This is a genomic window from Nonomuraea montanisoli, assembly GCF_013363975.1.
GTDB lineage: Bacteria > Actinomycetota > Actinomycetes > Streptosporangiales > Streptosporangiaceae > Nonomuraea > Nonomuraea montanisoli.
Genome location: NZ_JABWGN010000010.1, coordinates 339,265 through 360,058, shown reverse-complemented (window position 1 = coordinate 360,058; position 20,794 = coordinate 339,265). Strand labels below are relative to the sequence as shown.

21 protein-coding genes and 1 pseudogene are annotated in these 20,794 nt (G+C 71.6%); 13 read left to right on the top strand and 9 right to left on the bottom strand.

Annotation, left to right across the window (positions count from 1 at the left end):
- Entirely contained in the window at positions 1-1,212 is a 1,212-nt protein-coding gene (locus tag HTZ77_RS26985) for a methyltransferase domain-containing protein (RefSeq protein ID WP_175592471.1), read from the top strand.
- Positions 1,213-1,576: 364 nt separating this feature from the next.
- Here the strand turns inward: HTZ77_RS26985 and HTZ77_RS26980 are convergent, their stop codons facing one another.
- From HTZ77_RS26980 to HTZ77_RS26970, 3 genes are all read right to left on the bottom strand, one after another.
- On the bottom strand, positions 1,577-2,662 hold the full coding sequence (locus tag HTZ77_RS26980) for a Zn-dependent alcohol dehydrogenase (RefSeq protein WP_175592470.1): 1,086 nt from the start codon (positions 2,660-2,662) through the stop codon (positions 1,577-1,579).
- A 61-nt stretch (positions 2,663-2,723) separates the two neighbouring features.
- Positions 2,724-2,915: a ferredoxin gene (locus tag HTZ77_RS26975; protein WP_175592469.1), complete on the bottom strand. Its 192-nt coding sequence runs from the start codon at positions 2,913-2,915 to the stop codon at positions 2,724-2,726.
- Positions 2,912-3,367 carry a pyridoxamine 5'-phosphate oxidase family protein gene (locus tag HTZ77_RS26970; protein WP_175592468.1) on the bottom strand — a complete coding sequence of 152 codons (456 nt, stop codon included), beginning with the start codon at positions 3,365-3,367 and terminating at the stop codon, positions 2,912-2,914. Before HTZ77_RS26970 ends, HTZ77_RS26975 begins: the two co-directional genes overlap by 4 nt.
- A gap of 92 nt (positions 3,368-3,459) precedes the next feature.
- On the opposite strand from HTZ77_RS26970, the gene HTZ77_RS26965 reads away from it, so the two are divergent.
- A complete protein-coding gene (locus tag HTZ77_RS26965; RefSeq protein WP_205303550.1) occupies positions 3,460-4,095 on the top strand; it encodes a class I SAM-dependent methyltransferase in 636 nt (211 codons plus the stop codon).
- Between the two features lie 7 nt (positions 4,096-4,102).
- Here the strand turns inward: HTZ77_RS26965 and HTZ77_RS26960 are convergent, their stop codons facing one another.
- The 4 genes from HTZ77_RS26960 to HTZ77_RS26945 form a co-directional block, all read right to left on the bottom strand.
- Complete coding sequence (locus HTZ77_RS26960) at positions 4,103-5,089, bottom strand: DUF1702 family protein (protein WP_175592467.1); 987 nt, start codon at positions 5,087-5,089, stop codon at positions 4,103-4,105.
- A gap of 135 nt (positions 5,090-5,224) precedes the next feature.
- Positions 5,225-6,265 carry a prenyltransferase gene (locus tag HTZ77_RS26955; protein ID WP_175592466.1) on the bottom strand — a complete coding sequence of 347 codons (1,041 nt, stop codon included), beginning with the start codon at positions 6,263-6,265 and terminating at the stop codon, positions 5,225-5,227.
- Positions 6,262-6,978, bottom strand: a complete 717-nt coding sequence (locus HTZ77_RS26950; protein ID WP_175592465.1) for a class I SAM-dependent methyltransferase — start codon at positions 6,976-6,978, stop codon at positions 6,262-6,264. The genes HTZ77_RS26955 and HTZ77_RS26950 overlap by 4 nt, the downstream gene beginning before the upstream one ends.
- Before the next feature lie 52 nt (positions 6,979-7,030).
- The gene (locus HTZ77_RS26945; RefSeq protein ID WP_175592464.1) at positions 7,031-8,260 is read right to left on the bottom strand and encodes a glycosyltransferase family 4 protein; all 1,230 of its coding nucleotides are present in this window, start codon (positions 8,258-8,260) and stop codon (positions 7,031-7,033) included.
- Positions 8,261-8,516: 256 nt separating this feature from the next.
- Here HTZ77_RS26945 and HTZ77_RS26940 point away from each other — a divergent pair, with 256 nt between their 5' ends.
- The 3 genes from HTZ77_RS26940 to HTZ77_RS26930 all read left to right on the top strand — a co-directional run bounded on the left by HTZ77_RS26940 (position 8,517) and on the right by HTZ77_RS26930 (position 11,043).
- Positions 8,517-9,542 carry a GDP-mannose 4,6-dehydratase gene (locus HTZ77_RS26940; RefSeq protein ID WP_175592463.1) on the top strand — a complete coding sequence of 342 codons (1,026 nt, stop codon included), beginning with the start codon at positions 8,517-8,519 and terminating at the stop codon, positions 9,540-9,542.
- A 78-nt stretch (positions 9,543-9,620) separates the two neighbouring features.
- On the top strand, positions 9,621-10,217 hold the full coding sequence (locus HTZ77_RS26935; protein ID WP_175592462.1) for a winged helix-turn-helix domain-containing protein: 597 nt from the start codon (positions 9,621-9,623) through the stop codon (positions 10,215-10,217).
- The gene (locus tag HTZ77_RS26930; RefSeq protein WP_175592461.1) at positions 10,210-11,043 is read left to right on the top strand and encodes an SRPBCC family protein; all 834 of its coding nucleotides are present in this window, start codon (positions 10,210-10,212) and stop codon (positions 11,041-11,043) included. Before HTZ77_RS26935 ends, HTZ77_RS26930 begins: the two co-directional genes overlap by 8 nt.
- Positions 11,044-11,047: 4 nt before the next feature.
- Here the strand turns inward: HTZ77_RS26930 and HTZ77_RS26925 are convergent, their stop codons facing one another.
- Entirely contained in the window at positions 11,048-11,521 is a 474-nt protein-coding gene (locus HTZ77_RS26925) for a MarR family winged helix-turn-helix transcriptional regulator (RefSeq protein WP_175592460.1), read from the bottom strand.
- Between the two features lie 77 nt (positions 11,522-11,598).
- Between HTZ77_RS26925 and HTZ77_RS26920 the strand changes: the two genes are divergently transcribed.
- From HTZ77_RS26920 to HTZ77_RS26900, 5 genes and pseudogenes are all read left to right on the top strand, one after another.
- Entirely contained in the window at positions 11,599-12,456 is an 858-nt protein-coding gene (locus tag HTZ77_RS26920) for an LLM class flavin-dependent oxidoreductase (RefSeq protein WP_175592459.1), read from the top strand.
- Positions 12,457-12,525: 69 nt separating this feature from the next.
- Positions 12,526-13,338, top strand: a complete 813-nt coding sequence (locus HTZ77_RS26915) for an NAD-dependent epimerase/dehydratase family protein (protein ID WP_175592458.1) — start codon at positions 12,526-12,528, stop codon at positions 13,336-13,338.
- Between the two features lie 15 nt (positions 13,339-13,353).
- Positions 13,354-14,490, top strand: a pseudogene (locus HTZ77_RS48795) (type IV toxin-antitoxin system AbiEi family antitoxin); the annotation flags it as partial.
- Between the two features lie 206 nt (positions 14,491-14,696).
- Entirely contained in the window at positions 14,697-15,275 is a 579-nt protein-coding gene (locus tag HTZ77_RS26905; protein WP_175592457.1) for a TetR/AcrR family transcriptional regulator, read from the top strand.
- Between the two features lie 94 nt (positions 15,276-15,369).
- Positions 15,370-16,137, top strand: coding sequence for an SDR family oxidoreductase (locus HTZ77_RS26900; RefSeq protein ID WP_175592456.1), 768 nt, complete (start codon positions 15,370-15,372; stop codon positions 16,135-16,137).
- A gap of 19 nt (positions 16,138-16,156) precedes the next feature.
- Here the strand turns inward: HTZ77_RS26900 and HTZ77_RS48380 are convergent, their stop codons facing one another.
- On the bottom strand, positions 16,157-17,344 hold the full coding sequence (locus HTZ77_RS48380; RefSeq protein WP_175592455.1) for a cytochrome P450: 1,188 nt from the start codon (positions 17,342-17,344) through the stop codon (positions 16,157-16,159).
- Positions 17,345-17,860: 516 nt separating this feature from the next.
- Between HTZ77_RS48380 and HTZ77_RS26890 the strand changes: the two genes are divergently transcribed.
- The 3 genes from HTZ77_RS26890 to HTZ77_RS26880 are packed head-to-tail and all read left to right on the top strand — an operon-like array spanning position 17,861 to position 20,762.
- Positions 17,861-18,706 carry a fumarylacetoacetate hydrolase family protein gene (locus HTZ77_RS26890; RefSeq protein ID WP_175592454.1) on the top strand — a complete coding sequence of 282 codons (846 nt, stop codon included), beginning with the start codon at positions 17,861-17,863 and terminating at the stop codon, positions 18,704-18,706.
- Positions 18,703-20,031: an L-fuconate dehydratase gene (locus HTZ77_RS26885; RefSeq protein WP_175592453.1), complete on the top strand. Its 1,329-nt coding sequence runs from the start codon at positions 18,703-18,705 to the stop codon at positions 20,029-20,031. The genes HTZ77_RS26890 and HTZ77_RS26885 overlap by 4 nt, the downstream gene beginning before the upstream one ends.
- Positions 20,028-20,762, top strand: coding sequence for an SDR family NAD(P)-dependent oxidoreductase (locus HTZ77_RS26880; protein ID WP_175592452.1), 735 nt, complete (start codon positions 20,028-20,030; stop codon positions 20,760-20,762). Before HTZ77_RS26885 ends, HTZ77_RS26880 begins: the two co-directional genes overlap by 4 nt.
- The last annotated feature ends 32 nt before the right edge of the window (positions 20,763-20,794 follow it).

Genomic DNA, 20,794 nt, shown 5'->3' with positions numbered 1-20,794 from the left:
GTGAAGAGCTTCCCGCACCACGTCCAGGACCGCATCGCGCGCCTGTCCAGCTACCTCACCGACGCCGGAGTCTTGCTCAGGCGCGATACCGACAGCGCACACTGGCACACCGCCCTGCGTCAGGTTCGCCGGCATCTGTTCGTCCCAGGCCGCGCCTGGGCAGAGCCGATGGACTCCAGGCCCGAGCACCTGATCGACCTCGACGCCGACGCCGACGCATGGTGGGACGCCGTCTACACCAACTGCGCGATCATCACCCAGCGTGGAGACGGCAGCGTCGACGTCGGCGACACCCGCGCCCCGGCCAGTTCCTCGCTGTCGTGCCCGCACGTGTCGATGGAGTTCCTGCGACTGCTGGCCGTGGAGAACCATCATCACGTGCTGGAGATCGGCACCGGCACCGGCTGGACCGCCGCCATGCTGGCCTGGCGACTGGGCGAGGACCAGGTCGTCACCATGGAGGTAGATCCCGGTGTCGCCGCTGCGGCCGGCAACAACCTCAGCAAAGCAGGACTGCACTCGACCGTGCTGGTCGGTGACGGTGCGCTCGGCGCCCCGGACCACGCACCGTACGACCGACTGCACGTCACCTGCGGGGTGCGCGAGATCCCATGGGCATGGGTCGCGCAGACCCGGCCCGGCGGAGTCATCGTCGCGCCCTACATGCCGGCGCATGGCCAGTGGGGCGAGCAGTTGCACCTCGACATCCTCGACGACGGCACCGCCGTCGGCCGGTTCGTCGGCGGCGCCAGCTTCATGATGATGCGCTCCCAACGACGCCCCAGCCAGTGGCCCGCATACTCCGACGAGGGCGCCTGCGACGACACATTGCTCGATCCTCGCGCGCCCTACCAGGCTCTTGCCCAGGGCTTCGGACTGGCGCTGGCGGCACACGCGCCCACGCTGACGATCACCTCAGCCGGGTGGGAGCAGTGGGGGCCTGCCGAACGAGTCTGGACGCTTCGACTGCGCGACCTGAAGGACACCCGGGCCTGGGCGCTGGCAAGCATTTCTCCTGGAAAGTCTTCGGCCGAGGTGCTCCAGGGGGGCGGCCGAGAGCTGTGGGAGGAGTTCGAGCAGGCGTACATGGAGTGGTTGCGCCAGGGACGTCCTGGTCGGAGCCGCTATCGGTTCACTGTCACGCCCACCGGCCAGGCCGTCTGGCTGGACCAGTGGACCGTGGGCACACTGGTTGGCCGAGGGCGCATGTGAGAGCTGTCACGACAGTGGGTGCCGTCGCGCTGCTTGACGAAGATCCCCTGGCGCTGACGGTCTCGACGAGATCCTCGTTCTTCAGTACTTGGACCGCCTCGGCAGGGTGTCGGGCAGCCCGCACTTTTCCTCGGGTTGGACCAGACTGGGGAGCCGGTCTGGGCCGGGGTGCGCGAGGGGCGGGAGCCCCTCGCCTCCGGGGCGAAGCCCCGGAGGCAAGAGCGCCCGAGCGTCAGCGAGGACCATGCCTTTGAGGGGGTCGAAGGGGGCGGAGCCCCCTGGGGGCACGCCCGAGCGTGATTCCGCGCGTAGCGCGCCCCTTCCGTGAGGACCTTGCCTTTGAGCCCTTAGAGCCCCAAAGCCGTCAGTCCATGATGACGACCTGGCGCAGCACCTCGCCGCCCTTCAGCGCCGCCACCGCGTCGTTCAGGTCCGCCAGCCGGATGCGGGCGCTGATCATGGAGTCGAGGTCGAGCTGTCCCGCCTTGTACAGGGTGGCGAAGTACGGGAAGTCATGCCGGACGTCCGCCTCGCCGTACACGCTGGACAGCAGCCTCTTGCCCTCGAACAGCAGACTGAACGCGGAGATCGACACCATGTCGTCCGCCGCGCCCGCCCCCACCACGACCACGTCGCCGCCCTGCCGGGCGAGCTGCCAGGCGGCCTGGATGGTGGCGCCCTTGCCGACCGCCTCGAAGGCGTAGTCGAAGCCCTGGCCGCCGGTCAGCTCGCCGAGCGCGCCCGCGACGCCGTCGGGCGTGACGGTGTGGGTGGCGCCGACCTTCCTGGCCAGCTCGTGCTTGGACTCCAGCGGGTCGACCGCGAGGATGGTCCTGGCGCCGGAGAGGCGGGCGCCCTGGATGACCGACAGGCCGACGCCGCCGCAGCCGATGACCGCGACCGTCGAGCCGGGACGGACCCGGGCGGTGTTGACGGCGGCGCCGACGCCGGTGGTGATGCCGCAGCCGATGAGGGCCGCCGCCTCCCAGGGCACGTCCGCGTCGATCTTGATCGCGCCCTGCCAGGGGATGACGACCTCCTCGGCCCAGGTGCCGCAGCCGGCCATGCCGAAGGCCATGGTGTCGCCTCCGAAGCGGAAGTTGCCCTTGCTGAAGGCCTCGATGGTGTACTTCATGCACAGGTGCGGCTGGCCCCCCACGCACAGCCGGCACTCCTGACAGGCGGGGCGCCAGCTGATGATGACGTGGTCGCCCGGCTGGACGGTGGTGACGTGGTCGCCGACCTCCAGCACCTCGCCCGCGCCCTCGTGCCCGGGGACGAGCGGCACGGGTTGCGGCAGCACGCCGGACATGGCCGACAGGTCCGAGTGGCAGACGCCCGTGGCCCTGACCCGGACCCGTACCTCGGTGGGGCCGACGGGAGCCAGCGTGACGTCGTCACGGATGTCGAGCTTGTCGTCGCCTACGGCGTGCAGGAGCGCGGCGCGCATGGGGGGTTCCTCCTCGGGGCTGTCCTGGCGGAACGGCTTCGGGGCTGTCCTGGCGGAACGGCTATTCCTCCAGGGAGAGTGCGGCTTTCGGGCAGGACCGGACGGCGTGGCGTACGCGGTCGCGCATCTCGGGTGGCGGTTCGGGCAGCAGGATGTGGAGCTGGTCGTCGTCGTCCACATCGAAAACCTCGGGCGCGAGCCCCATGCACACGGCATTGGCCTCGCAGACCATCTCGTCGACCTTGACTTTCACGTGAGCCTCCTGTGATCCCATGAGACCACCTTGGTGCGCTCCACGACGAATCCGACCCGCTTGCGGCCGGTGTGCTCGACATAGGGCAGCAGGTGCTCGTCGGCCACGCCCGGATTCATCCCGCGCACGACCCGCAGGCCGATGTCGAGGACGGCCGCCCGCTCGTCCACCCGCTCGGCCTTGCCGTAGAGCGTGACGCCGCGCAGTTGGTCGTAGTCGTCACCGGTCTCGATCAGGCACGTCACACGCGGGTCGCGTTCCAGGTTGCGGGTCTTCTGCGCCTTGGCGTAGGTCCAGAAGCAGATGCGCCCACGCTCGTCGAGCGCGTAGAACATGGTGACCAGGTGCGGTGTGCCGTCGGGGTTGATGGTCGCGAGCTGCAGCTTGCGGGCCGATGCGAGGAAGGCGTCGACCTCGTCGCCGGACATCGCGATACGAGCGCGCTGATTCACGTGCCAAGTAGAACAGGTTGCAGAATGCCGGGGCAAGAGGTCACCGGAACCTTGTTCGGTCTTGGGGAGGGATGTCGGTTAGGGTGCGGTTCATGATGATGCCGCCCGATCTTCTGGACGCCGCCGAGAACGCCAAGGGCTTCATGCCGCCGGACGAGGGGCTGGCGCTGTTCGAGACGGCTCTGCGGTACGGCAAGCGCGGACCCATCTGCGAGATCGGTACATACTGCGGCAAGTCGGCCATCTACCTCGGCGCGGCGGCCCGGCAGGCGGAGACCGTGGTCGTCACCGTGGACCACCATCGCGGCTCGGAGGAGATCCAGCCCGGCTGGGAGCACCACGATCCCACGCTGGTGGACCCGCGCTTCGGCAGGATGGACTCCCTGCCCGTCTTCCGGGCCACGATCGCCGCCGCCGGGCTGGAGGACGAGGTGATCGCCGTCGTGGGAGCCTCCGAGCGGGTGGCCCGGCTGTGGCGTACGCCGCTCGGCATGCTGTTCATCGACGGGGGCCACTCGGAGGAGCCGGTGACCCGCGACTACGAGGGCTGGGCGCCGCACGTCGTCGAGGGCGGGGCGCTGGTGTTCCACGACGTCTATCCCGATCCGGCCGACGGCGGTCAGGCGCCGTACCGGGTGTATCTGCGGGCGCTGGAGTCGGGGGCGTTCGAGGAGGTCGACGTACGCGGGTCGCTGCGGGTGCTCGAACGGGTCCGCCCCGGCGTCTGAGGGCCCGTCAGACGCGGCGGTGGCGGTGGGACCAGGCCCGCCGGGTCTCCGCCTGCCAGGCGAGGTAGTCGTCGTGCGTACGGGCGTCATGGCCGAGCGCCAGCAGCGCCCGGTCCGCCCAGGAGGCCGCCTCCTCGGGCTCGGCCCCCGCCAGGATCGGCGCGGCCAGCACCGCCGGGCCGAGCAGGGCCCCTTCACGCACCACGGCCATCGACGCGAACGCGCACCCCTGCGCCAGGCGGGACCGGTACCCGTCGGCGCCCGCCCGCTCGGCCAGCAGCGCCAGCTCCTCGCCGGTGGCGCCGCCCGTGCGCGTGGCGGCGTAGGCGACCCCGGCCCACAGGTCGCCCCGCCGTCCCGCCGGGAACCCGGCGACGCGGTCGGCGGCCGACTCGGCCGAGGCCCGCTCGTGGTGCCACAGCAGCCGGCCGAGCCCCTGGTCGAACGTCGCGCACCGGGCCCGCGTCAGCAGCCCCGGCATGGCCCGCTCGTGCAGCAGCCGGACGCCCGCCTCCAGGCCCCGCTGGAACCCGTACCCGTCCACGGCCAGCCAGCGCAGCAGCGGGTGGCCCCGGCACGCCCCGCGCATGGGCGGCAGGCGCAGCAGCGCGTACCCGCGCCCGGCGCCGAGGTGGACGGCGTGGTGGTGGCGCGCGGCCGGTCCGGAGAGCAGCTCGCGCAGGCGCCGTCCGCGCGACAGCGTGAGCAGGTCGAGCACCGCGCTCGCGGCCCCCGCGCCCTCGCAGGCGAACGTCCACCGCTCCCGGGGCAGTCCGTCGAGCAGCGCCGGGAGAGCTCCGAGGTCGCGGGACAGGGCGGCGTTGAAGCCGGAGACGTACGCGCTCTCGGCCTCCCCGACCCCGCGCCGGCCGGGGTCGGCGGCCCAGGGGCCGGCGACGACCTCGTCGGCGTCGCGGGCCAGGAGCCTGCGCCAGCCGGCGGCCGGAGGCGCGGGCGTCGCGTCGATCCCGTCATGGTGCAAGAACGCAGTCATGCCCGTGTCGCCCACGCTTCCCCCGAAGACGCCTCGTACGGCCACTCCCGACGCTAGTGACCTGGTTGCGCCCGCCAGGTACGGCGCTCCGGCCTCACCGGCAAAGAAACCGCAAAAGCCCTTGCGAACGGGGGATCACGCGCGGGCGGGAGTGCAGCCGCACCGGTCCGGGTCGGACGGCGGCACGGGCGGCGCGCTCACGTCGCGGAACAGCCCCGCGCCCGCCGAGAGCCCCTCCAGCGCGTCCGCCGCCAGCACCACCGCGGCCGCCGTGTAGCCGGACCGCTCGTGCGGGAAGTGCTTGCGGTTGGCGAACTGCCAGCCGGTCCAGTACGACCCGTCCTCGTGCCGTAGATGCTGGATGTCGGTGAACAGGCGCCGCGCCCGTTCCCGGTCGCCCAGCGCGTCGAGCGCCAGCACCAGCTCGCAGGTCTCCGCGCCCGTGACCCACGGCTCGTCCGACACGCACCGGATCCCGAGGCCGGGCACCACGAACGTCGCCCACTCGCGTTCCATCAGCTCGGCCGCCTGCGCGCCGCGCACCGCCCCGCCCAGCACCGGGTAGTACCAGTCCATCGAGAAGCGGCTCTTGTCGGCGAACGCCTCCGGGTGGGCCGCCAGGACGTGCGCCAGCCGGTCGGCGGCCAGCTCCCAGTGCGGCTGCGGGTCGCCGAGGCGCTCGGCCAGCAGCACGCCGCAGCGCAGCGCCTGGTGGATGGACGAGCAGCCGGTGAGCAGCGCGTACGTCGAGGCCCGCCCCTGGGCGTCCCGCTCCCAGACGATCTCGCCGCGCGCGGTCTGCAGCCCCGCGACGTAGTCGAGCGCGGCCTTGACCATGGGCCAGCGCCGCTCGGTGACCTCCCGGTCGCCGGTCACCAGGTGGTGGTGCCACAGGCCGGCGGCCACGTACGCGGCGTGGTTGCTCTCGCCGCCCCGCTCGACGGCGGCGCCGCCGACCAGCTTCATCGGCCACGAACCGTCGTCGCGCTGGTGCCGCTCCAGCCACTCCCAGCCGCGCCGCACCGGCTCCTCCAGCCCGGCGACCGCCATGGCCATGAGGCACTCGACGTGGTTCCAGGCGTCCACGTGTCCCTCGGGCCACGGCACGCCGCCGTCCTCCTGCTGGATCGCCGCGATGCTCAAGGCCGTACGGACGACCTCCTCGCGGCCGATCACGCCGCGGGCTTCCTGACGTAGAGGACCACGCTCTTGCCGATGAGCGGGTTGAGCAGGGCCTCGGCGACGCGGGTCGCGGCGGGGCGCTTCATGATGTCCCACACGAGCAGCTCGTGGTACGCCTTGGCCAGCGGGTGGTCGTCGTTGTTGACGCCGACCGCGCACTTGATCCACCAGTACGGCGCGTGCAGGCCGTGGGCGTGGTGGTGGGGGCCGATGACGAAGCCGATGGACTTCAGCTTGGCCGACAGCTCGGCCAGCGTGTAGATGCGCACGTGGCCGCCCGGGGCGGTGTGGTAGTCCTCGTCCAGCGCCCAGCAGATCCGCTCGGGCAGGAAGCTCGGCACCGTGACCGCGGCCGTGCCGCCCGGCTTGAGCACCCGGAAGATCTCCCGCATCGCGGCCATGTCGTCGGGGATGTGCTCCAGCACCTCGGCGGCGATGACCCGGTCGAAGCTGCCCTCCTCGAACGGCATGTCCAGCGCCGTCCCCTGGACGGTCTGGCCGGTGGCGCCCTCCGGCACCTCGCCGGCCTTGTCCATCGCCGCGAACATGCCGGCCACGCCGTCCAGCTCGGCCTGGTCCATGTCGAAGGCGACCACGTCCGCGCCGCGGCGCAGCACCTCGAAGGCGTGCCGGCCCCCGCCGCAGCCCAGGTCGAGCACGCGGGTGCCGGGCCCGACGGGCAGCCGGTCGAAGTCCACGGTCAGCACTTGATCCGTCTCCTTGTGGTCGGGGAAAAGGGGCTTCTCGGCCGATGGCGGGTCAGCGGGTGCGGCGGTGGGCCGCGATGGCCTCGTGGTACGCCTCGACGGTCCGCTTGGCGACGACGTGCCAGGTGTAGCGCTCCATGACCCGGTCGTATCCGGCGCGGCCCACGCGCTCGCGCTCCTCGGGCGAGTCGTGCAGGCGCCGCAGCACCGCGGCCAGCTCCTCCGGGTCGCCGGGCGCGACCTGGACCGCCGCGTCGCCGACCACCTCGGGCAGCGCACCGGTACGGCTGGCGACCAGCGGCGTGGCGCAGGCCATGTGCTCGACCGCGGGCAGCGAGAACCCCTCGTACAGGGAGGGCACGACCGAGATCTCGGAGGTGGCGATCAGCTCGCCCAGCTCGTCGTCGGAGATGCCGTGGACGAAACGGACCCGGTCCTGCAGCGACAGCTCCTGGACGAGCTGCTCGGTGGGCCCGCCGGGGGTGGGCCTGCTGACCACGGTGAGGTTCACGTCGCGTTCGGTGGCGAGCTTGGCGACGGCGCGCAGCAGCGTGGCGACGCCCTTCATGGGGGAGTCGGCGCTGGCCACGGCCACGATCGAGCCCTTGCGCCGCGGCTTGTCCGGGCGCGGGTGGAAGTAGCGGGTGTCGACGCCGAGGGGGATCAGGCGCATGTTGGCCTGCGGGACGTTGAAGTCGCGGTGGATGTCGGCCAGCGACGACTCGCTGACGGTGAGGATGGGGCTCAGCCGGGGCGCGACGCGGGCCTGCATCTTGACGAACCCGTACCACCGGCGCAGCGACAGCTTCTTGGCGCCCTGCGCGGCCTCCAGCTCGATGCGCCGGTCCACGCTGATGGGGTGGTGGATGGTGCCGACCACGGGGAACAGCTTCTGGATGCCCAGCAGGCCGTACCCGAGGGTCTGGTTGTCCTGGACGACGTCGAAGTCGCCGAGGCGCTTCTTCAGCTCGCGGTAGGCGCGCAGGGTGAACGTCAGCGGCTCGGGGAAGCCGGCCGTCCACATGGTGCCGACTTCCAGCCAGTCGATCCAGTCGCGGTACTCGTGCAGCTTGGGAGTCCTGAACGGGTCCTCGTCGCGGTAGAGGTCCAGGCTCGGCACCTCGTTGAGGATCACGCCCTCGTCGAGCTCCGGGTACGGCTGGCCGGAGAACACCTCCACGTGGTGCCCGAGGGCGACCAGCTCGCGGCTCAGGTGGCGCAGGTAGACGCCCTGCCCCCCACAGGTCGGCTTGCTGCGGTAGGACAGCAGCGCGATCCGCAACGGACACCCCTTTCTCCGCCGGTAGGCACGCTGTGTCCGGCGTGTACCGTGAAAGATGACCTTAGTCCGAAAAGGCTACCATTCGGTAGGTCGTCTGGAATTGTTCCTCATCTCTTCCGCAGGGCGCGCGAACTGCGACGTTGGCATGCCCGAGCGCGGTTCGGTGGAACGTGTTCTAGGCGGATTGATGCTGTGACAAGGCCTTAGCTGTACATTCCCGTCCCAAGCAGACGCGGTAGTGATAGGGGAGGACCCGTTGGCCAGGCGCGCTTTGATCACCGGCATCACCGGCCAGGACGGCTCCTACCTCGCGGAGCACCTGCTCCGCGAGGGCTACGAGGTCTGGGGGCTGGCCCGCGGACAGGCCAACCCGCGCGTGTCGCGGATGCGCAAGCTGCTCGCCGACGTGCAGGTGGTGCGCGGCGACCTCCTCGACCAGGGGTCGCTCATCTCGGCTGTGGAACGCGTCCAGCCTGACGAGGTCTACAACCTGGGGGCCATCTCCTTCGTGCCCATGTCGTGGGAGCAGGCCGAGCTGACCGCCGAGGTCACCGGGATGGGCGTGCTGCGCATGCTGGAGGCCATCAGGGTGTGCTCCGGGGTGTCGCGCGGCGGCACGGCCGCCGGCGGCCAGATCCGCTTCTACCAGGCGTCGTCGTCGGAGATGTTCGGCCAGGTCAGCGAGACGCCGCAGAACGAGCGCACCGGTTTCCACCCGCGCTCGCCGTACGGGGTGGCCAAGGCGTACGGGCACTTCCTCACCCAGAACTACCGCGAGTCGTACGGCATGTTCGCGGTGTCCGGGATCCTGTTCAACCACGAGTCGCCGCGCCGCGGCGCCGAGTTCGTCACCCGCAAGGTGTCGCTGGGCGTGGCCCGCATCAAGCTCGGCCTGGCGGACGAGCTGCGCCTCGGCAACCTGGAGGCGCGGCGCGACTGGGGATTCGCGGGCGACTACGTGCGCGCCATGCACCTCATGCTCCAGGCCGCCACGCCCGAGGACTACGTGATCGGCACCGGCCGCATGAAGTCGGTCAGGGAGCTGGCCGAGGCCGCCTTCGCCGCTGCCGGGCTCGACTGGGAGCGGTACGTCGTCACCGACCAGGCCCTGCACCGCCCCGCCGAGGTGGACCTGCTGTGCGCCGACCCGAAGAAGGCGCGGGTGCAGCTCGGCTGGGAGCCCACCGTGTCGTTCGACGAGCTGGTCGCGCTGATGGTCGAGTCGGACCTGCGCCTGCTGTCGGACGGCGGCGACCCTGACCAGGACAGTTCCTGGCCCTGATCTCCGGCCCGCCTGGATGCGGGCCTTCGGTGCGGGCCATTGACAAAATTGTCTTTTACGTAAAACAATGTTTTTGCGATGAGAGACGTCCTGTACCTGGAAGAGATCGAGCAGGCCGAGGCCCTGCTCAAGCCGCAGCGCGTCGAGGTGCTGCGGCAGCTCGCCGAGCCGCGCACCTGCTCCGAGGTCGCCGAGCGGCTCGGCCAGACGCCCCAGCGCGTCTACTACCACGTCAAGCGGCTGGTCGAGGCCGGCCTCGTCGACCTGGTGGCGGAGCGCAAGGTGCGCGGCGTCAACGAGGGCATCTACCAGGCCGGCGCCCGCGCGTACTGGCTGTCGCCTCGCCTGGTCGGCCGGATCGGCCTGCGCCGGGCGCGCGACGAGCTGAGCCTCGGCTACCTCCTCGACCTCATGGAGGAGGTGCAGGCCGACATCGCGGGTCTCGACCGCGCGGCCTCGGAGCTGCCGTCGATCGGCCTGTCGGGGGAGATCCGCGTACGGCCGGAGGACCGCCGGCAGTTCCTGGACGACCTGCAGACCACGCTGCGGGAGCTGTTCACGAGGTACGGCGGGGCCGAGGGCGACGCCTTCAAGCTCGCCGTCGCCTGCTACCCCGTTCAATCCGACCCGAAGTCCGACCCGAAGTCCGATCTGGAGGAGGAGCGCCATGACTGAGCCGGTGACCCTGCGTGCCCGCGTGCAGGCCCCCGTCAAGGAGGTGCGGCACGCGCTGACCGACCCCGCTGCCATGCGGATCTGGCTGGCCGAGCACGCCGAGGTCGAGCTGCCCGGCCGCTACGCCTTCTGGGGCCGGCACACCCCCGAGGGCGACGCGCCGCGCCAGCGGCTCCTGCACGCCGACGACCGCACGGTCCGCTTCACCTGGACGCTCGGCGGGGTGGAGGCCACCACCGAGTTCGCGGTCGAGGAGGACGGTGACGACGCCACGATCGTGTCGGTGTCGCAGAGCGACTACGACCACCAGGAGGCGATCGCGAACACGAGCATCCGCGGCGTCCTGCAGACGTACTGGTGCCTGGCCCTGGCGAACCTGGCCGAGCACCTGGAGGGCCGCGAGCTCACCCCGAAGATCGACTTCTCCGCGCCGGACATGCGCGCGGAGGTGGTCGTCGACGCGGCGCCGGATGCCGTGTTCGACTCGCTGGTCGACTCGGAGAAGGCGACGCGCTGGTTCGGCTACCCCATCGCGATCGAGCCGCGCGTGGGCGGGCGCTTCGCGATGGGCGGCTTCGACAACCCGAACCCGGCCGTGATCGTCGACCTGGAGCCGGGGCGGCGGCTGTCCGTGGACTGGGGTCCCGTCGGCGTCGGCACCTGGAAGCTGGAGGGCTCCGGCGGGCGGACGCGGCTGACGCTGGTGCAGAGCGGCTTCGAGGGCGAGCTGCCGCCGTACGGGGCGTGGGGCGGGATCCTGGCGGGGCTGTCGGAGCTGCGCCGCTTCCACGAGATCCCGGACTGGCGGCCCATCTGGGTCGGGTAGCGGGCTATCTCCGAAGGTCCTCGTCCGGGGCCAGGCGGGCGAGGACGGTCTCGGCGATCGTGCCGAGGACGTCGATCTGCTCAGGGGAGAGCAGGTCGATGAGGTGCCGCCGCACCGACGCGACGTGCCCGGGGGCGGCCTCCTGGATCGTGCGCAGCCCCTGCTCGGTGAGCACGATCACCGAGCCCCGGGCGTCCGTCTCGCACCCTTCGCGGGCGACGAGCCCCCGCTGCTCCATCCGCCCGATGTGCCGGGACAACCGGCTCTTCGACCAGAGCATCCGGTCGGCCAGCTCGGTCAGCCGCCGCCGATGTCCCTCGGACGAGGTCAGCGCCGACAGCACGTCGTAGTCGGGCGCCGACAGGCCCGACTCGCGGGTCAGGTCCTGGTTCACCTGGGCGTCGAGCAGCAGGCGCATCCGCCGGTATCCGATCCAGGCGCGGAACTCGTCGTCGTCCAGCCATCGGGGCTCGGGCATGCCCACACCCTAACCCATGTCGTTGACGTGTAAACAACTGTGACTTAGGTTTACATGTAAACGAGTTGGGAGGCGTCATGGGCATGTTCGGACTCGGGATCTCCACCTCCGCGGCGGCGGAGGCGGACCCGGTGGGCGACGCGCGGGCGGCCGAGGAACTGGGGTTCGACTTCGTCTCGGCCTCGGACCATCCGTGCGGCAGCGCGCCGACGTACGAGGTGTGGACGATGCTGACCTGGGTCGCGGCGGCCACGTCGCGCGTCCGGGTGGCCACGCGGGTGCTGGGCGTGCCGTACCGGTCGCCGGCGATGGTGGCCAAGATGGCCGAGACCCTGCACCGCTTCTCCGGGGGCCGGCTGATCCTCGGGCTCGGGGGCGGCTACTCGGACGAGGAGTTCCGGGCGTTCGGGCTCGGGGTGCCGTCGCCGCGCGAGAAGGTGGCCGGGATGGAGGAGGCCGTCCGGATCGTCCGGGGGCTGTGGTCGCGGCGGTCGTTCACGTTCGAGGGCAGCCGCTACCAGACGTTCGAGGCCGACCTGGAGCCCAAGCCGGAGCGGCCGATCCCGATCTGGCTGGGGACGTACGGCAGGCGGGCGCTGGAGGTCACGGGCCGGTTGGCCGACGGGTGGATCCCGTCGTACGGGTTCGCGTCGCCGGAGCAGGTGACCGGCCTGCGCGCGCAGGTCCTGGCCTCGGCCGCGGCATGCGGGCGCGAGGTCGAGTGCGTGTACAACGTGCCGGTGCGGATCGGGGCCGCGCGGGAGGCCGGGGACGCCGGTGGCGGGGTCGTGGCGGGGAGCGCCGAGGAGGTGACGGAGCGGCTGGGGGAGTTGTGCGGGCTCGGGTTCGGGTCGATGAACCTCATGCCGGTGGGGGCGGACTTCCGGGACCAGGCGGAACTGCTGGCCCAGAAGGTGGTGCCGCACTTGAGGTAGGTGGGGCGTGCGCCTGAGGCAGGTGGGCACCTTGACGGAAATGTCGGTCTATAGCTGCACAATCCCTTCATGACTGTGGAGAGTGTCGTCCTCACCGGCGCCGCCGGCAATGTCGGCTCCGTGCTGCGCGAACCGCTGCGGGAGCGCCTGCGCCGGCTGGTGTCCGTGGACCGCGTGCCGCTGACCGCCGAGGGACCGAACGAGGAGGTCCGGCAGACCGAGCTGGGCGGTGTCGAGGACGTGATGGGGGTCGTCGAGGGGGCCGACGCGATCGTGCACCTGGCCGGCGTGCCGGACGAGGCGCCGCTCGCCGATCTCCTGGAGGCCAACGTCGTGGGTGCCCACCACGTGCTGGAAGCGGCGCGACGCACCGGGGTCAGGCGCGTGGTGCTGGCGAGCAGCAACCGGCTGACCGGCTGCTACCCGTCCACGGAGACGGTCTCGCCCGAGACGCCGCCGCGCCCCGACGGGCTGTACGGGGTCAGCAAGGTCGCTCTCGAAGCCCTGGGCCGGCTGTACGCCGACAAGTTCGGGCTGGAGGTGGTGTGCCTGCGGATCGGCAGCCTGGAGCCCGTCCCGAGCGAGCCGCGGCACCTGGCCACGTGGCTGAGCCCGTACGACTGTGCCGGGTTCGTCTGGGCGGCGCTGACCCGGCCCGGCGTCACCTTCACCGCCGCGTACGCGGTCTCGGCGAACACCCGCCGTTTCTGGGACCTGGACGACCGGCTCGGCTACCGGCCCCGCGACGACGCCGAGGACTACGCGGACCGGATCCCAGGGGTGGCGGAGTACTTCGCCGGTGAGCCGCTCCAGGGCGGCGAGTACGCGACGGCCGACTACACCCTCCGCCACGGGCTCGGCGAGTCCCCTTCCCGTCGGTAGGCGTCTCGGTGGGCTGTGGACAGGCTCTCGTCGTCCCCAGAACGGCATTCGGCGCCCGGGCGCGGCCCCGCCCCTCGCCATCCTGGGCCCGTGAACCAGAGCAGCGACAGCGGCGACGCGGGTCCCTTCGACATCGGCGCCGCCCCGGCCCCTGAAGGCACCCTCGGCGGATCCGCGGGGGACTCCCCACGCGGCCCAGGCGGATCCGGGCCCGCACGGGGAACCCCGGATGGCCGGCCGGCACCGGCCGCTCCGGATGGTCAGCCCGCACCGGCCGTCCCGGATGGCCTGCCCGCATCGGCCGCTCCGGGTGGCCGGGCCGCGTCGGCGCATCATCCGCCTGCCTCCTCAGGCGGCCGGGCCGCGTCGGCGCGCCAGCCGCCTGCCTCCTCGGGCGGCCGGACCGTGTCGGCGGGCCAGCCGCCTGGCGCCTTGGGAGGCTGCGGCGCATCGGTGCACCAGCCGGCTGCCGCCTCGGGTGGCCGCGGTGGACCCGTGCCCACCTCGCCCCCCAGCACACTGCTCGGGCGGGCGCGGGCCGTGACCCGGGCGGTGCGGCAGGCCGTCGCCTGCCGTCAGACCGCCGCGCACGTGTGGGGGCTGAAGGCGCTCAGCCCTGGCGCGGCCGACGCCGACTGGCCGGTCGAGCTGGTCGCCCCCGGCCACCTGACGCTGCCCGGCTGCGTGACCCACGTCGCCACGCTGCCTCCGGAGGACGTGACCGAGCACCGGGGCGTGCGCGTCACCACCCCCGGGCGCACGGCCCTCGACTGCGCCCGCTGGCTGCCGCGTCTGGAGGCGGTGGCCGCCCTCGACCAGTTCGCGCGGCGCGGGGTGGACCTGGAGGAGCTGTGGCGCCGGGCGCCCTCATGGCACGTGCGCGACACGCTCGCCCTGGCCGACCGCGGCGCGGGCTCGCCGCCGGAGAGCTGGCTGCGGGTCATCCTCGTGGACGGCGGCCTGCCCCGTCCCGCCACCCAGATCCGCGTGCCCCTGCCGGGTGACCGCCACGCGTACCTCGACCTGGGCTGGAAGGCGTACCGGCTGGCGGTCGAGTACGACGGCCAGGAGCACCACTCGTCGGCGGCCGACCAGTGCCGCGACGACACCCGCCGCGCGGAGCTGCGCCGGCAGGGGTGGCGCGTCATCCCGGTGCGCAAGGACGTGGTCCCGGGTCAGACGGCCGCCCTGCTGGAGCACGTCGCCAACGCCCTCATCGAGTGCGGCTGGCGCCCCACGCCGCGCCAGACGACCCGCGTCCTGTCCCGCATCCGCGCCGCCCGCCGCCGTCACCGCTTACCCGGCGCCGTCGGGGAGATATTTTTGACCTTCAGTTCCAGTAAGGCTACGGTGGCCGTATGGCACGCACCAAGGAGTTCGACCCGGACGCCGCCGTGGACAAGGCCATGGAGATGTTCTGGGCCAACGGCTACGCCGCCACCACGCCGCAGCAGCTCGTCGAGGCCCTCGGCATCGGCCGTGGCAGCCTGTACAACGCGTTCACCAGCAAGCGGGCGTTGTACGAGCGGGCGCTCAGGCGCTACTACGAGCGGGAGACGACCCGGCTGCTCCAGGTGCTGGACGGGCCCGGACCGGCGCGGGAGCGGCTGCGCACCGCCCTCGAACTCCTGGTCGCCGCGGCCGTGGACGGGCGGGAGCGGCGCGGGTGCATGGTCACCAACGCCGCCGTCGAGCTGGCGGACCGCGACGAGGTGATCGCCCACCTGGTGCGCCGCACCTTCGAGCGGCAGGAGGCGGCGTTCCGGAGCACCATCGAGGAGGGGCAGCGTGACGGCGACATCAGCGCCGACCGGGACGCGGCGGCGCTGGCCGCGTTCTTCCTGACCACCATCAACGGCATCCAGGTGCTGGCCAAGGCCGACCCCGACCCGCGCCGCCTCTCGCGGTTGGCGGAGACGGCCCTGTCCGTCCTCTGAGCCGTCCGAGTCGCCGGCCTGGGTTTCTCCCAGGTGCTCAGGGGCTTTTGCGTGCCCGTTTTTTGTAACTAGAGTTCAAGAAAGGTGTCCGACCATGGATCTGCAGCTCAAGGACAAGACCGTCGTCGTCACCGGTGCTAGCAAGGGCATCGGTCTCGCCGTCGTGCGGGCGTTCGCCGCCGAGGGCGCCCGGGTGATCGCCGCCGCCCGCACCATGACCGCGGAGCAGGCCGACGTGGTCACCGTGCGGGCGGATCTCACCACCCCCGAGGGTGTGCGCACCCTCGCTGAGGCGGCCGGGGACGCGGACGTCCTCGTGAACAACCTGGGCGGGGTCATGGACGCCAGCATGCGGGCCGGCGGCTTCCTGGACATCGACGACGAGACCTGGCTCGCCACCTTCCAGCTCAACCTCTTCGCCACCGTGCGCGTCACCCGCTCCCTGCTGCCCGGGCTGCTCCGGCGGCGCGGGGTCGTGGTGAACGTGTCCTCCATCGGCGCCCGGGCCGCGTTCAAGCCGATCGACTACGGCACCGCCAAGGCCGCCCTGACGAACCTGACCAAGGGGCTCGCCGAGGAGTTCGGCGGGCAGGGGCTACGGGCCCTGACCGTGAGCCCGGGGCCGACGCGCACCCGCAACTGGGGCGACCCCGACGGCTTCGCCGGTGAGCTGGCCCGGGCGGCCGGGGTGGAGCTCGACGAGTTCCTGGCCCGCGTGCCCGGCCAGATGGGCATCACCACCGGACGGCTCACCGAGCCCGAGGAGACCGCCGCCCTGGTGGCCTTCCTCGCGTCCCCGGTGTCCGGCAACCTCACCGGCGCCGACTACCTCGCCGACGGAGGAGTGATCAAGACCGTCTGAGCGGCTCCACGGGAGCGCGTCAGTTCACCCTGACCGGCAGCTCCTTGATGCCGTTGATGAAGTTCGAGCGCAGCCGCCGCGCCTCGCCGGTGCGGCGCAGGCGCGGGTAGCGGCGGGCGAGCTGCTCGAACAGCACCTTGAGCTCCAGCTTGGCCAGGTGGTTGCCCAGGCAGAAGTGGGCGCCCCCGCCGCCGAAGCCGATGTGCGGGTTCGGGTCGCGGCCGATGTCGAAGACGTCCGGGTCGGGGAAGACCGAGGAGTCCCGGTTGGCCGAGGAGTAGAACACGACGACCTTGTCGTTCTCCTTGATCTCCTTGTCGCCGAGCGTGACGTCCTGGGTGGCCGTGCGGCGGAACAGGTTGACCGGGGACACCCAGCGGACGATCTCGTCGGCGGCCGTGCGCGCCATCGACGGGTCGGCGACCAGGCGCTCCCACTGCTCCGGGTGGTCGGACAGGGCCAGCATGCCGCCCGAGGCGGCGTTGCGGGTCGTCTCGTTGCCCGCCACGACGAGCAGCAGCACGAACAGGTCGAACTCGTTCTCGTCGAGCGTCTGGCCGTGCTCGTCCGGCTGGATGAGCCTGGTGACGATGTCGTCCCTGGGGTTCGCGCGGCGCTGGGCGGCCAGTTCGTTGGCGTACGCGTAGAGCTCCATGGCCGCGGCCCCGCCCTCGCCGCCGGGCGTGTCCGCGTAGTCGGGGTCCTGGGCGCCGATCATCCGGTTCGACCAGGAGAAGAGCTTGTCGCGGTCGGACACGGGCGCGCCGAGCAGCTCGCAGATGACGTACAGGGGCAGCGGGGCGGCGACCTCGGTGACGAAGTCCACCTCGCCCGAGCACTTGTCCAGCAGGTCGTCGCAGATGTCGCGGATGTGCTGCTCCAACGCCCCGATCGTGCGCGGCGTGAAGCCCCGGTTGACCAGCGAGCGCCGGCGCGTGTGCTCCGGCGGGTCCTGGTTGAGCATCATCATCCGCTGGAAGACCCGCTGCTCCTCCGGAACCTCGTGGAACAGCGCGAGCCGGCGCTCCGAGGAGAAGAGGTCGGAGCGCCTGGACACGTACACGACGTCCTCGTAGCGGGTGACCGCCCAGAACGGGGGGTCGTCGTCGTGGCGGTGGACCGGGTCGTTCTCGCGCAGCCAGCGAAGCTGGTCGAGGGGTGGTCCGGATTGCGCGTACTGATCCTGGTCGACGAGGTCGATCCGCACGGTCGCTCACCTCAGGGGGACGGTTCCCATCAATCTGGAACGTGTTCTATTCGGGTTCGCCCTCAAGTCAACCGCACCCGGTCCCGCAAGGCCACCCGCGCTTCACCGCGCTCGCGCCGGGGTATGAGACATCGGGTGTCTGCGGCTCACGGATCTGTCCGTCCGGTCGTCCGGCCAGAGAAGACGCCGGGGCGAGCGGCGGCGGGCCGCCCGGTTCGACGCCATGCGCTCCCTCCCGGAGGCGATGGGCGAAGCCGTCCGATGACCTTGCCGCGCTCCTCCGCCTTCCGGCCCGTAACGGAAGCCCGCCCTCCTCCGATGTCTCTTTGCCCTGTCCGCGAGGGCTTTCTGGAGCTTCCTGATCTCTTGCTGCGGTGCTTCGGGTGCGGTGTCGGCATATTTCCACCCACGGATCCGATGTATCGCCCGCCGAAGCCTTGACATCCCTGCATGGCTCCCACCAGCATCGGAGCTATAGACATCCGATGTATGGACTGTGTGGACGAAGGATGCGGTGTGAAGCTGCTGCGAGTAGGACCTGTCGGGCAGGAGCGGCCGGTGGTGATGGACGACGCCGGCAACCTGCGTGACATCGGAGAGCCCGAAATCGACGGGGCTTTCCTCGCCTCCGGGGGAGTGGCCCGCGTCCGTGAGGCGTTGGAGCGCGACGAGCTGCCCGTCGTCGTGGGCGAGGGGCTGCGGGTCGGACCGCCGATCGCGCGGCCCGGCAAGATCGTGTGCATCGGGCTCAACTACAGCGACCACGCCGCCGAGTCCGGCGCCGACGTGCCGGCCGAGCCGGTCGTGTTCATGAAGGCCGCCAACACCATGGTCGGACCGTACGACGAGGTGCTCGTGCCGCGCGGCAGCGTGAAGACCGACTGGGAGGTCGAGCTCGCGATCGTCATCGGCAGGCGGGCCCGCTACCTCGACAGCCGCGAGGAGGCGCTGGACGTCGTCGCCGGGTACGCCGTGTCCAACGACGTCTCCGAACGGGAGTTCCAGCTTGAGCGCGGCGGCCAGTGGGACAAGGGCAAGTCGTGCGAGACGTTCAACCCCCTGGGACCGTGGCTGGTGACGGCCGACGAGATCGCCGACCCGCAGAGCCTGGCACTGCGGCTCTGGGTGAACGGCGAGCTGCGCCAGAACGGCGACACCAAGAACATGATCTTCGACGTCGCCGAGATCGTGCGCTACCTGAGTCAGTTCATGGTGCTCGAACCCGGTGACGTCATCAACACCGGCACCCCGGCCGGCGTCGCCCTGGGCATGGCCGGCCAGCCGTACCTGCGGGCCGGCGACGTGATGGAGCTGGAGATCGAGGGTCTGGGCCGGCAGCGGCAGACGGTGGGGCAGGCATGACGGGGGAGGTCACGGAGGCTGCGAACGGTGCGGCGGCGCGGACGTACCGGATCGTGGAGATGGAGACGCACGACGTCCGCTTCCCCACCTCGCGCGAGCTGGACGGCTCCGACGCCATGAACCCCGACCCCGACTACTCCGCCGCCTACGTCGTCCTGAAAACCGACGACGGCTTCTCCGGCCACGGGTTCGCGTTCACGATCGGGCGCGGCAACGACGTGCAGACCGGTGCCATCACCGCCCTGCGGCCGCACGTGATCGGCAGGGACGCCGAGGACCTCGGCGCGCTCTACAAGGAGATGGTCAACGACTCGCAGCTGCGCTGGCTGGGCCCCGAGAAGGGCGTCATGCACATGGCGATCTCCGCCGTGGTCAACGCCCTGTGGGACCTCAAGGCCAGGCGCGCGGGCAAGCCGCTCTGGCTGCTGCTGTCGGAGATGACCCCCGAGGAGATCGTCGACCTGGTCGACTTCCGCTACCTCAGCGACGCCCTCACCCCCGAGCAGGCGCTCCAGATCCTCCGGCAGGCCGAGGACGGCAAAGCAGAGCGGATCGAGACGCTCCGGCGCGAGGGCTTCCCCGCCTACACCACCTCGCCCGGCTGGCTCGGCTACGACGACGACAAGCTGCGGCGGCTCTGCAAGGAGGCCCTGGACCAGGGGTTCGGGCAGATCAAGCTCAAGGTGGGCGCCGACCTCGCCGACGACGTGCGCCGCTTCCGGGTGGCCCGCGAGGTGTGCGGGCCCGACTACCCGATCGCGATCGACGCCAACCAGCGCTGGGACGTCGACTCCGCCATCGCCTGGGTCAGGGCGCTCGGCGAGTTCAACCCGCACTGGGTGGAGGAGCCGACCAGCCCCGACGACGTGCTCGGCCACGCCGCGATCGCCGAGGGCATCCGCCCCATCCCGGTGGCCACCGGCGAGCACGTGCAGAACCGCATCGTCTTCAAGCAGCTGCTCCAGGCCGGCGCCCTGTCGTACCTGCAGATCGACGCGGCGCGGGTCGGCGGCGTCAACGAGAACATCGCGATCCTGCTGCTCGCGGCCCGCTTCGGCGTCCCGGTCTGCCCGCACGCGGGCGGGGTCGGGCTGTGCGAGCTGGTGCAGCACCTGTCGATGTTCGACTACGTGGCGATCAGCGGCTCCATGGAGAACCGGGTCATCGAGTACGTCGACCACCTGCACGAGCACTTCACCGACCCGGTCGTCATCGACAACGGACGCTACCGCGCCCCCTCCGCGCCGGGCTTCAGCGCGGAGATGCGCCCCGAGTCGATCGCGGCCCACAGGTTCCCCGACGGCGAGGTCTGGAAGGACGCATGAGTCTCAGAGCGATCGTGACAGGAGGCGGGTCCGGCATCGGCCTGGCCACCGCGACCCTGCTGGCCGAGCGCGGCATGAAGGTCGCCTGCCTCGACCTGCGTCCCCCCGGTGAGCCGTTCGTCGGCATCAAGGCGGACGTCACCGACGACGCGGGCGTGCGCGCGGCGGTCGCCGAGGCGGCCGAACGGCTCGGCGGCATCGACGTCGTCGTCAACAACGCCGGCATCGGCGCCCAGGGCACGGTCGAGGACAACCCCGACAGCGAGTGGCAGCGGGTCTTCGACGTCAACGTGCTCGGCATCGTCCGGGTGAGCCGGGCGGCGCTGCCGTACCTGCGCCGGTCGGAGCACGCGGTGATCGTCAACACCTGCTCCATCGCCGCCACGGCGGGCCTGCCGAACCGCGCCCTCTACAGCGCCACCAAGGGCGCGGTGCTGTCGCTGACCCTCGCGATGGCCGCCGACCACGTACGCGAGGGCATCCGCGTCAACTGCGTGAACCCCGGCACCGCCGACACGCCGTGGGTCGGCCGGCTGCTCGACACCGCCGACGACCCGGAGGCGGAGCGCAGGGCGCTGAACGCCAGGCAGCCGATGGGCCGCCTGGTCACCGCCGAGGAGGTCGCCGCCGCGATCGCCTACCTGGCGAGCCCGGAGGCGAGCGCGACCACGGGCATGGCGCTCGCCGTCGACGGAGGCATGCAGGGGCTGCGCCTGCGCCCCGCCCCCTGAGGCGCACCCGTAGCCCGCCAACTGAAAACAGC